Below are 12,344 nucleotides of genomic sequence, written 5' to 3' on the forward strand. Positions count from 1 at the left end.
AACTCGATTAATGAGCCTTTGAACTCGATTAATGAGCCTTTGAACTCGATTAATGAGCCTTTGAACTCGATTAATGAGCCTTTGAACTCGATTAACGAACCTCTGAACTCCATTAATGAGCCTTTGAACTCCATTAATGAACCTCCGAACTCCATTAATGAGCCTCTGAACTCCATTAATGAGTCTTTGAACTCCATTAATGAGTCTTTGAACTCCATTAATGAGTCTTTGAACTCCATTAACAAACCTCTAAGTAGCGGCGAGTAGTCCCCAATCCCTAATTCCCAGCCCCCAAGCCTCAATACCCAAATACCAAATACCATGCAAAACCGCAACTCAAAAGCTACAAACACACTAGGAAAACCATTCGCCACTACAACCACCAGCCACAGACCTTTCCTAGAAATTAAAGACGTTAGCAAAGTCTATCCCACAAAGAAAGGCCCCTTCACCGTACTCGATGGCGTTAACCTTAACGTCGAACAAGGCGAGTTTATTTGTGTTATCGGCCACTCTGGCTGTGGCAAATCGACACTGTTAAATATGGTATCCGGTTTTAACTTTCCCACCTCCGGGCAAGTGTTGCTGGAAGGAGAACCTATTACCAAACCAGGCCCAGACAGGATGGTTGTCTTCCAAAACTATGCCTTGCTACCGTGGCGGACTGCTTTTGAAAATATCTACTTAGCTGTAAACGCCGTTTATCCTAACAAACCACAAGCCGAAAAAAGAGCGATCGTCCGCGATCATTTGGCAATGGTGGGACTAGCTGATGCGATGGAAAAGAAACCAATGCAAATGTCAGGTGGTATGAGACAAAGGGTTTCTATTGCCCGTGCTTTGGCGATTCGTCCCAAAGTCTTAATTTTAGATGAACCTTTTGGGGCTTTGGATGCAATCACCAAAGAAGAATTACAAGAAGAATTGCTCAAAATTTGGAATGAGAATCGCTGCACAGTGCTAATGATCACCCACGACATTGATGAGGCACTATTTTTAGCAGATAAATTAGTAATGATGACCAATGGGCCTCATGCAAAAATTGGCGAAGTTATGGAAATTCCTTTTTCTCGTCCCCGCGATCGCGCCCGGATTATGGAAGATCCACAATACTACCAACTGCGTAATTATGCCCTAGATTTCCTCTTTAATCGCTTTGCTCATGATGATGTCAACTAGTAGCTTTTCAATTTGATAAAGGTTAGCGGGCTACATTTATGCCCGCTTTTGACATTGCTGGCGTCTTGTGCTTTGTCTGTTTATATTTGGTTTGCGATCGCTTTGACCCGATACCATAAAAGAAAAGTGGTGACTTTTGTCAACCATCGGCGTCATTGGATATAGAAAATCGAACCAAATCTTAAATATGAAAGTTTATAAAGAAGATTTGCAATGGGCTGCTTCCCAAGGTTTAATCTCCTCGCAACAAGTAGATGCAGTTTGGGATGCACTGTCTGAGCGTAACAGCGATCGGCCTCAATTTAATTTTGCCAATGTAGCTTTTTACTTTGGCGCGTTGATTGTGATCTCCGCCATGACTTGGTTTATGGTACTGGCTTGGGAGTCGTTTGGCGGTAGCGGAATTTTTCTCTTAGCCAGCATTTATGCCTTTTGCTTCGTCATCATGGGTAGAAGGCTGTGGTTTGACCAAAATTTGAAAGTTCCTGGAGGACTGTCATTTACAATCGCAGTTTGCATGACTCCCCTAGCGATTTACGGACTGCAAAGATGGACGGGATTTTGGATTCAAGCCGATCCGGGAACGTATCGTGATTACTATCATTGGATCAAAGGCAGCTGGTTTTTCATGGAAGTGGGAACTATCATTGCAGCTTTAATTGCACTCAAGTTTGTGCGGTTTCCGTTTTTGACTGCTCCCATTGCTTTTTCGCTGTACTTCATATCGATGGATTTAACACCACTGCTATTTGGTAAAACTGATTTTAGTTGGAAGCAACAACTATTAGTTTCTATGTGGTTTGGTATCGCGTGTTTAATCGTTGCGTACCTAATCGATATTCGCACTCGCAGGCGGGATGGAGATTTTGCTTTTTGGCTGTATCTGTTTGGGTTAATCCCTTTCTGGTTTAGTCTTTCTTTCATGGGAGACAGTAACGAATTCCAAAAATTTATATATTGTTTGATTAATTTAGGCTTAATGGTGCTATCGGTATTATTGAGACGAAAAGTTTTTATAGTCTTTGGGGCAATAGGTGTATTTGGATATTTTGGATACCTTGCCTCTACAGTTTTTAATAATGCCGTACTATTTCCGGTTGTGCTGACTATTCTGGGAATATTTGTGATCTATTTGGGTATTTTGTATCAACGCAACAGCCAAGCTATTGAGCGTTTCTTTGAAGGCTTACTACCAGAACAATTGAGACAAATTTTACCGAGAGATTAAGAGGTAACTAAAAAAGATGTAAGGACGCCAAGAGGCAAACAGGGATATCCTTATGTCCCCTTCAAGCATTAGCTCTATTACAATACAGATATCCACTGTGCTGTCCATCCACGTAAATCCAGAAGATAATCGATGAGTAATCAACTACAAGACTACAATCCTAGCGGCGTAGGTGAAGTAAATGGCAACCTCTTAGGTTTGCCCTGCGATTACGAGTCTGCAAACTTGATTGTCTTTGGTGTGCCTTGGGAAGTCACTGTTTCCTATGGTGCAGGCACAGCTAACGGCCCACAGAGAATTCTAGATGCTTCGACTCAACTAGATTTGTTCGATTTCGATAACCCTAATGGTTGGAAGCAGGGAATTTTCATGGTGGAAATTCCCCAGGATATTTTAGATAAGAATATATACTACCGCGCCTTGGCAGCAAAAATTATCGAGCGATTAGCCCAAGGGAAACAACTCTCAGATACACCAGATTTAACACCTGTGCTGACAGAAATTAATCAGGCTTGTCAACAGGTTAATAAATGGCTGTTTGAAAATTGTCAACAAGCAATTAACAATGGTAAGCGAGTTGCAGTCATTGGTGGAGATCACAGTTCGCCGTTAGGTTATTTCCAAGCATTAGCGGCTAAGTATACGAACTATGGTGTTTTACACATTGATGCCCACGCAGATTTACGCGATGCCTATGAGGGATTTGAGTTTTCTCATGCGTCTATTATGTTTAATGCGATGAAAATACCGCAAATTTCCAAGCTGGTGCAGGTGGCTTTGCGTGATATTAGTCATGATGAAGTGCAAATGATTGACCAATCTAGCGATCGCATTATTGCATATTACGACCCTGCCATTAAGCAAAAGCTTTACTCTGGAACAACTTGGATTGATTTATGCCGAGAAATTATCAATCATTTACCTGAGTCCGTTTACATTAGCTTTGATGCAGATGGTCTAGATCCAAAACTTTGTCCCAGTACAGGTACTCCTGTTCCAGGTGGGTTGGAATTAGAGCAGACTTTTTGTCTGTTCCGAGAATTGGTAAATAGTGGGAGAAAAATTATTGGCTTTGATATCTGCGAAGTCGGTGATGCTGAGTGGGATGGTAATGTTGGAGCGCGGGTAGTTTACAAGCTGGCAAACTTGATGGATTTGTCTCAGTAGAAAATATATCATAATTTGTAATTGGAAGACGAATAGTAGAGTAATGATACAAATACGTTAGTAGGGGCACAGCATTGCTCATGCATGTCAACTTAACGTAAAAGCCTGCCTAGATAGACCTTTCAGAGATTGCCTCGTTTGCCTCGTTCCCAGTCTCAGACTGGGAATGCCAGTTCCGAGGCTCCGCCTCTTTCTTTTGGCGGCACCACCAGGGAATGCATTTCCAGCCAGAGACTGGAAACGAGATTTGAGGACTTAGGATTTTTATCCGCTAACCATAGTTGGTGTTTTAGATAAAAGTTTAATCTTGGCAAAATATCTAACTTTTTGTATTTGATTTTAATATTGTTATGTGCAGCTATGTAATTTGATAGCTATAGCTTTCCACATTGCCCAGCTTCTATCCAAGATTCTTGTGTATAAATATGCCAGAAACTAAATCAAGTCCTCATACACATACAAACACATCAACCAAAGTTGATACCTTAGCTGCATCTGTTGTCTCCTCCTCAGCTTCTCAGGAAATCTACGATGTTGTTGTGATTGGTGCTGGTCCTATTGGGTTAGCAACTGCCATTGGCTTACGTAAACGTGGCATTGAAAATGTCCTTGTTGTCGATCAAACTCGCGCCTTTCGTGAAGTTGGACAAGGATTGGATTTACTCCCCAATGGATTACAAGCTCTCAAACATTTAGATCCTAACGCTTACGAAGAAGTCAAAAAAATTGGACTTGGTTTCTTGAATTCCAAGCAGTCCAATGACCAGAAAACTGTCGAACCGACAATAGGGCAACAACCGGCAAAGACTTCACCTCAATGGGCTTACAAAGATTTCCAGGGGCAGATAATTCAGTCAATATCGCTTAGTTTCGATGACTGGTTTAAAGATTATGGCGAGGGTCGAGTGTCAATTTCTTGGTACAATTTGCAGACAACCCTCAGACAGCTACTTCCACAAGACCGAGTTAAAGCTAATCACCGTTGTATAAATGTTGTGAATGAGCCGGAAAAAGGTTGTGTCCGGATAGATTGTGTAGCTAACACAGGAATAGAAGTCAACCCCTATGCGTATTGGACAGATGGGCAGAAACATAATGACACGCAGCCCCAAAACTCAGATATTGCCCCCCAAGAATTAGCAACAAAATCGATTAGAGCTAAACTAATTGTTGCAGCAGATGGGATTAATTCTACAGTTCGGAGGCTGCTTTACACAGAAACTCAATACCATAATTTTGCCCGACCTGAATACTCTGGATTTGCAGCTATATTTTGTAGGGAAATAGCTGAGGTAGCAAAGGAACTGTGGACAAAATTAGAAGAAGATTTCTTTCAAGACTCACCAATTGTAACAATCACTAATGATGAAATATCTGGAAATTCTGTTTGTATAAATAACATCAGCATAATTTTATTTCGCAGACCAACTGGTGAACTAGGGTACATAATACACCTTGCTTTGCCTTTAGACTCGTTGCAAGGAAAGTCTGAAAGTTCTTTAATTGACTTAGCTTTGCAGGAGTTGGAGAAGGCAGGCTTTCCTGATGCACTTAAGCAATTAGTACGTATATCTCCTCCTGCCAAGATGCAACAGCGTCCATACTATATTCACCACGCTACCATTTCGGATTCTCTACAAGTTTCTAACCCAACTGACCTCAATACTGAAGCTGATCCTGCCAAAATTCCACCAGCCTGGAGTGTAGGGCGAATCGTATTAGTTGGCGATGCCGCACATGGAATGCCTCCCTTTATGGCTCAAGGAGCTAATCAAGGATTTGAAGATGCATTAGTAGTTACAACACTCATCGCTAAAATTGCTCAGGAGAATAACTGGGATGATCCGCAAGCTATAGCCAAAGCCTTCGAGAAATATGAGTGTCTTCGTCGCCCATTGATAGGATACGTCCAACAGGCAACATTAAAGCGATCGCCCCACTCGTCAGACAAAGAGTGGCAAGAATACGCCCAACACGTGTATTGCCGCAATTTCGCTCAATTGATAGAAGGGCTGTTATAGATACATAGAACAGGAGGCAGTTCTAACTCCTGACTCCTGACTAATTATTAAAGTAATTAATATATAGCAGTCCTATCTGATTTTGTTCAAATTCGCGGTGTCTAGATCCCCGACTTCTATGATAAGTCGGGGATCTAACTTTTCACGAATGATTTAGGATTGCTATAATTCTTTTTTCTGCTTTTACTGGGCGTGAGAATACTACGTTTTTTGAGGCGTAGGCTTTTAATTTCTATTTTCATAACTATGAATTATGAATTACCTCAATCATCTTCTAGCTTCAGCAATTGTTCATCAAGAGTTTGTATCCGCTCGCGCACAATTTCTTCTGAGAGAATTCGCTTCCGCATTGCCTCATTGAGTGCTCCTTTTTCTGCCAGCAGTAAACGCCGACGAATAGCATCAAGTTTACTGCTGTTGCCACTTTTGCCTGACAACTCATCAGGACGACGATTATAAAGTTCCCGTAGTATCTTTTCTGCACCAGCAATTCGTACCTGATAAGCTGAACGCATCTCTTCATAAACGGCTTTTGGTAACACCCCTGATTTCAACAAGCTATCTAATTCATCCTGTGCTGCCTTACCTGTCATCAACTGGGCTTGTAATTCTTCAACGTGTTGTTGAGCTTCTGAAAATTTAGATAATTTTAAACGTTTTACCACCCAAGGCAAACTTAAACCCTGTCCTACCAATGACACCAGCACACTGCCAAAGACTATAGCAATGAGGACTTCTCGCCCTGGCAGTGTAGTGGGTAAGCTCAATGCCAGAGCCATTGAGAGTGAACCTTTGATGTTGCCTAAAAACAGTAAATGTTGCCAGCGCAGGGGAATTGGGCGGTCAAACCAACGAACCACTGCTAGCAGTGGATAGACCGTAAGAACTCGCCCGACTTGATAAGCCAAAACTGCAAGTAGAATTGCAGGTAAAGTCCTCCAGAGCGTTACCAGGTTTATTTGTACACCAATCAGCAGAAAAATAAAGGTATTGACGGTAAAACTGGCATATTCCCAGAAACTCAACAAGGTGATGCGACTAGAAGCAGAAGTATTGCCAGAAAGCGCTAAATTCCCGAAAATTAATCCAGCTACAACTACGGCGACAGCACCTGATACATCTAGAAATTCTCCAGCCTGGAAAGTGCCTAATGCAACTGCTACCGTCAGTAATAGACTGCTAAGGGGATCATCCAAACGGGCGAATACAGGTATGCTCAAGTAGCCTAAGACTAACCCCACGAGGCAGCCTCCTAGAGAGATAAATAGGAATTGTTGGATTCCCTGTAGTAAGGTGAGTGAACCTGTCGAATATACTTGCAAAACCAGGTTGAACGTAACTAGGGCAGCAGCATCGTTAAATAGGGTTTCTCCTTCAACGATGGTGGAAAGCCGGGAGGGCACCGGTATTTCCTTAAAGATGGCAATCATAGAAACTGTATCAGTATTTGCCAGCATTACTCCTACAAATAAGGCAGGTATCCAACTCAGTCCCAGTCCAAATTTCAACAGGATGGCAATAATACCACTGGAAAGCACAGCCCCTGGCCCAGCTAGAAGGGCAATTGGTTTAAAGGTGCTGCGTAGGCGACTGACATCTGTATTAATACCAGCTTCAAAGAGGAGAATTGGCAGGAAAAGATTCAAAACAAGGGTTGGATTTAAACCAATCGGACGAGATAATAGCTCAGTGATCGGCAGACCGGCTAATACTAAACCCACAACATAAGGAATTCGCAACCGCCGGGATAGCAAAGCTACACCTGTAGCAACGATTAGGAGAATAATTAAAACTTTGACTAATTCTGTAACATCCACTATTGCGTTTTAGAAAGTTAGTTTGACTTGACTGATAGATTCTCTCCTCATTCATGCCAAATTAGCAACTTCAGCGTGTGGATTCGGAATGTCGAATTTCCTCCACTTGACCAACTTCAAAAAAAATTAGAGTGAATGGTTGCCCCATTTCTCGTTCGATAAATTCTTCTAATAACTCTACTTGTCGAGGTGTGACAGGTTCTCTTGCCCGCAGCCTAAGCCAATCACACCGATGGGATGTTTTTTTAACTGGAAGTCCCTTACAGAATAATCAACAAGAAGGTTGATCTCTATTTGTGCATTTATGGGCTATTGTTGCTTAGTCAATCAATCGAAATCGGCCATAGGTCAAATTGTCAAAATTTCCTAAATCAAGAAAAAAGCGTAAAAATTTGTAGATAAATATAGACAATCTTTCCTCTAGCCCTCAGTATGTTTACTAGGATACTATTGCTCTGTTAACATCAAACAACGATCGCGTTAATGTTTTTCAAGTCTATCGACATTCAAAATATCAGTGAGCGCGATGCCAAAAATCGTTCTGCATCAGTGGGAAGTTTCTCCCTTTTGTAACAAGGTTCGTAAGATTCTCAAGCACAAGCATCTTGCCTATTCTGTCGTCAACTATAACGGTTTGCTGGCAGTGGCAGCTTCACGATTGTCATCTGCCAGAAAGCTTCCCGTGATCGAATACGATGGTGAGAAGGTTCAAGACAGCTCGGATATTGCAGAATTTTTGGAAGCCCGACACCCAGAACATGCACTTTACCCCGCAGACAGCAAAGATTTAGCACAAGCCTATTTGTGGGAAGACTGGGCAGATGAATCATTGTACTGGTTTGAAGTATATTTTCGCTTCCGCTATCCAGATGCTCTCCAGCTAGCGACCAGCTTACTGTGTAAAGGACGATCAAAGTTTGAGCAAGTAATCTTTGCTCCCCTAGTTCGTTACACCTACGAAAGGCAACTGAATGCTCAAGGAATTGGTCGCATCGACAAGAACCGTGTTGAAAAAAAGTTTTTCACCTATCTAGGAAACCTCGATACCATCCTCAGCCAGCAAGATTGGTTAGCGGGAAACCATCAGACCATAGCGGATCTAGCTGTTGCTGCACAAATAGATGAGATACTTCGCACTAGTCCGCTCAAAGAGCGCATTTTGTCATATTCCCACGTCAAAGATTGGCTAGAACGCATCTAATCCTGACCAAAAGAGGACTCTTGGGATGGAGAGACAGGGATAGAAGGAGACGTTGTATACCCATCCCAAAAGTCTGTTGGCAACTAAAGAGGGTTTCATGCCCCCACAAATCTTATTTGTTGGCTATGTATCAGGTGGAGTCTGAATCCCCACCTTATTTCTCCCAAGTCTGTTTCTTCAATTTAGTTTGCGCTTGAGGAAATAGCCTGCACCTAAAGCACCAAAGGCTAATAGACTGAATCCAAAAGTAGGCTCTGAAACGGTAGTAGGGGCACTAGTAACAATCGAGCCATTGACTGAAAACTGACCTTGGGAGCTGCTAAAATCAGGGCTGAAGGTTTCGGTTGCTGACAGCGTGAGATTGCCGATAGCACCTTGAAATATTCCTTCCCCGCCGATGATGGTGACATTACCAGATAAAGTGTTGATTAGAGTAGTGGGGTCTAGCAAACTAGTGCCGCTCACCTCACCAAAAAACTTATTGTTGCTACTGCCCTGTAGTGTAAAAAATCCTTTTGGTAACTTGAGCGCACCCAATGCGGTTGGATCTGTGCCAAATATTCCTGCGCCAGTATTCAGATCAATTTTGGCGTAGGCGAGGCTGTTAGGGTTAGTCAAACCATAGGGGGCATCAGTACTTGTGGCTTGAAAAATTAATTTTAGAATCCCCGGTATAAGAGAAGAGTATGTCACTAGTATTTGTTTGATAGCTAGCGGTAAAAGGGTACGTAGTTTGGGCGATCGCTGGAGTAGTAACCACCGCCAAACTGACCAATGAACAAGCTACTGGAACTATCCCTAAAAAGTTGGTGCGAAGCATTTTTGTGGTTCTCTTGAAATCCCAATTTAACCAGCATGTCAGTTGCTCACCATTAGATGAGCCACCCGTTCTGCTAAAGCAGCGATGGTCATGGAAGGATTGCGCCCAACAGCTTGAGGTAAAATTGCCCCGTCAGCGACGTAAAGATTTTTGTAGCCGAAGACTTCTCCTTTGTGATCGACAACCCCATCTTCAGCGGTTGTCCCCATTTTGCATCCTCCAAGGGGATGCACTGTCAACAAACTGCGGAGAACTGACCAGTAGAAAGGAATGTAAAGTTTACCACCGTTGGCTTGGGAAAGTTGCTTTTGCAGGTTAAGGATGGCATCAATTGCAGCCTTTGATCGCTGGATATTCCAGTCAAGTTTTAAGTCTGTTTCCCAAGGTTTAAGCCAGTTGCGACCGAGAGAAAGTTGCCCATCGGCAGCATCAACACCCGCACCGAGCCAAACCATAACGTTGCTTAAGGGGTTCTTTTCGTCCAAACCACGCTGCAAGTGATTGCGTAAAGCTAAGGCGAATAGGCTGAATTTGCCAGAATTCAGTTTGCTGCTAATGGCATTAAGCAACATATTGGGAAAGCCATCATCTTCAATAATAAAACTTTCTCCCTCAAAGCTACCGTCAGTAAAATCCATACCTGCGGTAATAGTTGGGCCAATGGATTGCCTAACCTCAACATCTTTGCCATAGAAGTCGGGTGTGAGGACGTTGGCGTTAGCACTCCAATTTTTACCGAGTTGCTGACTAATTTGGGGTAAAGTGCGGTACTTATCGCGGCTTTGTAACAGCAACTCACTAGAACCGAGGGAACCAGCAGCAATGACAACTATTTTGCCTCTCTCTTCACCACGAATTAGTTTACCGTCTTGGATGCGGTCGAAGATGACGCGATAGCCCCCGTCTTCTGGTTGAATGTACCGTACCAAGTGGAGCGATCGCACCTCTGCCCCTTTATTCTCCCCAGCGGGGATATAGTTCAAATCGAGGGTGTTCTTGGCGTGGACATCACACCCCAAATCACAATTACCCAGATGGATACAAGTGCCTTGCTTCTGCCCTTGGGCATTGACAAATTGCCGGGAGTGCTTCTGATTCAATGGGTCTTCCAGTTGGTAATTCCAGTCTGGATCGAAGGAGATTGCTAGGGGCATACTTTGGAAGCGATCGCCATACCCCACCTTTTGCGCCGCTTGTTGCATCAATTTCGCCCGTTGGGTATGCTGCCCTGGCGGTATGGGATGCACACCCATCATTTTCCGCACGCGAACATAATAAGGCAGCAATTCACTATAAGTAATTTCCGATGGCCAGCCCTGCTCAAATCGCGTTGGATTCGCCTCCAAAACCACGCTGGAATAGCACAGAGAACCGCCACCAACCCCCGCCCCCTGAGCAACAGCCATCCCCTTGAAAAAACGTAAATCGAGCCAGCCATTTTGTTTTTGCGGCTGGCTGTGTTCATAAATCCAGGCATCTTTAGCTTGACGTGGGTATTGGTCTTTAGTCCAACGCCGACCGCGTTCCAACACCAAAACCCGCGCTCCTGACTCAGCCAAACGGCAGGTAACTACTGACCCACCAAAGCCGCTACCGATAACGATGACATCAAATTGCTGGCTCATATGATTTACTTAATCACTACAGGGTCTGAAGGACGGGCAAGGTTATCTCTTTTTGGTACTGGGATATCGCGGGGAATCCAAAAGTGTATCCGTTTATCGCAACCCTCGCAGATGGCATAGTCATTCAATTCAATAACGCCCAACTTCGTCCACTCTTTTTCATCGAAGTTTTTGACGTTGATGGTGTAGACCAAGGTGTTGTTAGGATACTTTTCCAGTCGTAATTCATCCCGGAAGTCTTCCGCATCAATTTTAGGGGTGCCTTCTGCTACTCTGAGCATAAACAGGTCTGGGGTAACGACCTTGCCTCCTGGCTCGACACCAAGGGTGGAGATTGGAAAGACCTGGCGAAATCCTGGTCTCTTATCTACTAGCCGGAAAATCACGCGGTTAATAAGTTTGGCTCCAATATCTGGGCCAACTTCAGGAAAGTTGGTTAACTCAGTATCGGTGATATGCTTCGTCTTGATGCCTGTGAGATAATCGACAGTCACGAAATTACCCGGTTTTACCTTTTCGTGAGGATTTAGGGTAGGATAAACCTTACCAGCCAGACCTAAGGCACGGCGATCGCCCCGCTTAATTCCAGTACCAGCAACGGAAAGACGGGCGAACACTAAACCTTCTGAACCCTTAGCAAAATAGCCCGTGTAGGGTGAATCCTCAGTTATTTTCCAAACACCTGTGTAGCAAACACCATTAGCGTGGATTAACTTGTCGTAATAGGGGCGGATATCTCGCCTGTCGAATAAATTCCGCGCTGCGTCATTAAACAATTGTACAAAGGTTGTCAGTCCCACACCTTGTTGATAAGGCAGTGGTTCACCGTAGGGCCCACTAAAACCAACTTCTTTTACTTCTTTGTAGGTAGACCCGTTATACTCGAAAACATCATTGTCAGGGGTAGAAGCTTTAGGATTGTTGAGCATAGTTAGTATCAACAATGGAATTTGGAATAAGCACAAAACTAAGTCGATAATCCCGAAGGCAGGATAAATGTTGGGGTAAATAAAGAAAAAGAAGATGACTCCAGGCGGTCGGGAAAGGGTCGCTAATACGGCGTTGGGAGTGTAGCGGTACGGGTCATTTGCTCCAGGAATGTAGAACAGCGATAGCAGAACCACTAGCAAGCCAGCAAAGGAAGTCCATACTGGGTCTTGGGTAGGTCTTTGGTGGAGTAATTCCAGCAACCAATTCGGTGCAAAGATCGCCGGTAAGCCGATCGCCCAGTCTTGGATAACACCTAGCCAGACGATGCGGCGAAACCAAACAGCATATTTGTTCAT

11 protein-coding genes and 1 pseudogene are annotated in these 12,344 nt (G+C 43.6%); 5 read left to right on the forward strand and 7 right to left on the reverse strand.

What is annotated here, in order from left to right:
* A partial coding sequence (locus V7K46_RS19645; protein ID WP_335115995.1) for a hypothetical protein occupies positions 1–323 on the reverse strand: 323 nt, incomplete at its 3' end.
* Here V7K46_RS19645 and V7K46_RS19650 point away from each other — a divergent pair.
* From V7K46_RS19650 to V7K46_RS19665, 4 genes are all read left to right on the forward strand, one after another.
* Complete coding sequence (locus V7K46_RS19650) at positions 322–1,179, forward strand: nitrate ABC transporter ATP-binding protein (RefSeq protein WP_335115997.1); 858 nt, start codon at positions 322–324, stop codon at positions 1,177–1,179. The genes V7K46_RS19645 and V7K46_RS19650 overlap by 2 nt on opposite strands.
* A 187-nt stretch (positions 1,180–1,366) precedes the next feature.
* Positions 1,367–2,407 (forward strand): hypothetical protein, encoded by a 1,041-nt coding sequence (locus V7K46_RS19655; protein ID WP_335115999.1) that lies wholly within the window; start codon positions 1,367–1,369, stop codon positions 2,405–2,407.
* 132 nt (positions 2,408–2,539) lie between these two features.
* Entirely contained in the window at positions 2,540–3,574 is a 1,035-nt protein-coding gene (speB, locus tag V7K46_RS19660) for an agmatinase SpeB (protein WP_335116001.1), read from the forward strand.
* 425 nt (positions 3,575–3,999) lie between these two features.
* Positions 4,000–5,595, forward strand: coding sequence for an FAD-dependent oxidoreductase (locus V7K46_RS19665; RefSeq protein ID WP_335116003.1), 1,596 nt, complete (start codon positions 4,000–4,002; stop codon positions 5,593–5,595).
* A 263-nt stretch (positions 5,596–5,858) separates the two neighbouring features.
* Here the strand turns inward: V7K46_RS19665 and V7K46_RS19670 are convergent, their stop codons facing one another.
* Complete coding sequence (locus V7K46_RS19670; RefSeq protein WP_335116005.1) at positions 5,859–7,412, reverse strand: cation:proton antiporter; 1,554 nt, start codon at positions 7,410–7,412, stop codon at positions 5,859–5,861.
* Positions 7,413–7,482: 70 nt separating this feature from the next.
* Positions 7,483–7,632, reverse strand: a pseudogene (locus V7K46_RS19675) (TIGR00341 family protein); the annotation flags it as partial.
* Between the two features lie 306 nt (positions 7,633–7,938).
* Between V7K46_RS19675 and V7K46_RS19680 the strand changes: the two are divergent.
* The gene (locus V7K46_RS19680; RefSeq protein WP_335116007.1) at positions 7,939–8,613 is read left to right on the forward strand and encodes a glutathione S-transferase family protein; all 675 of its coding nucleotides are present in this window, start codon (positions 7,939–7,941) and stop codon (positions 8,611–8,613) included.
* Positions 8,614–8,790: 177 nt separating this feature from the next.
* Here V7K46_RS19680 and V7K46_RS19685 read toward each other — a convergent pair whose 3' ends face one another.
* The 4 genes from V7K46_RS19685 to V7K46_RS19700 are packed head-to-tail and all read right to left on the reverse strand — an operon-like array spanning position 8,791 to position 12,344.
* Positions 8,791–9,306 (reverse strand): hypothetical protein, encoded by a 516-nt coding sequence (locus V7K46_RS19685; protein ID WP_335116009.1) that lies wholly within the window; start codon positions 9,304–9,306, stop codon positions 8,791–8,793.
* 17 nt (positions 9,307–9,323) lie between these two features.
* Positions 9,324–9,470 carry a hypothetical protein gene (locus V7K46_RS19690; RefSeq protein ID WP_335116011.1) on the reverse strand — a complete coding sequence of 49 codons (147 nt, stop codon included), beginning with the start codon at positions 9,468–9,470 and terminating at the stop codon, positions 9,324–9,326.
* 1 nt (position 9,471) lies between these two features.
* Positions 9,472–11,058, reverse strand: coding sequence for a GMC family oxidoreductase (locus tag V7K46_RS19695; protein ID WP_335116013.1), 1,587 nt, complete (start codon positions 11,056–11,058; stop codon positions 9,472–9,474).
* A 5-nt stretch (positions 11,059–11,063) separates the two neighbouring features.
* On the reverse strand, positions 11,064–12,344 hold the full coding sequence (locus tag V7K46_RS19700) for a hypothetical protein (RefSeq protein ID WP_335116015.1): 1,281 nt from the start codon (positions 12,342–12,344) through the stop codon (positions 11,064–11,066).

The organism is Nostoc sp. (assembly GCF_036917395.1).
Taxonomy (GTDB): domain Bacteria; phylum Cyanobacteriota; class Cyanobacteriia; order Cyanobacteriales; family Nostocaceae; genus Nostoc.

What these genes read in the sequence shown, in the direction of transcription:
- V7K46_RS19650 (WP_335115997.1), top strand. Translation starts at nt 322, where the DNA reads ATGCAAAACCGCAACTCAAAAGCTACAAACACACTAGGAAAACCATTC.
- V7K46_RS19655 (WP_335115999.1), top strand. Translation starts at nt 1,367, where the DNA reads ATGAAAGTTTATAAAGAAGATTTGCAATGGGCTGCTTCCCAAGGTTTA.
- speB (WP_335116001.1), top strand. Translation starts at nt 2,540, where the DNA reads ATGAGTAATCAACTACAAGACTACAATCCTAGCGGCGTAGGTGAAGTA.
- V7K46_RS19665 (WP_335116003.1), top strand. Translation starts at nt 4,000, where the DNA reads ATGCCAGAAACTAAATCAAGTCCTCATACACATACAAACACATCAACC.
- V7K46_RS19680 (WP_335116007.1), top strand. Translation starts at nt 7,939, where the DNA reads ATGCCAAAAATCGTTCTGCATCAGTGGGAAGTTTCTCCCTTTTGTAAC.
- V7K46_RS19690 (WP_335116011.1), bottom strand. Translation starts at nt 9,470, where the DNA reads ATGCTGGTTAAATTGGGATTTCAAGAGAACCACAAAAATGCTTCGCAC.
- V7K46_RS19695 (WP_335116013.1), bottom strand. Translation starts at nt 11,058, where the DNA reads ATGAGCCAGCAATTTGATGTCATCGTTATCGGTAGCGGCTTTGGTGGG.
- V7K46_RS19700 (WP_335116015.1), bottom strand. Translation starts at nt 12,344, where the DNA reads ATGAACAAATATGCTGTTTGGTTTCGCCGCATCGTCTGGCTAGGTGTT.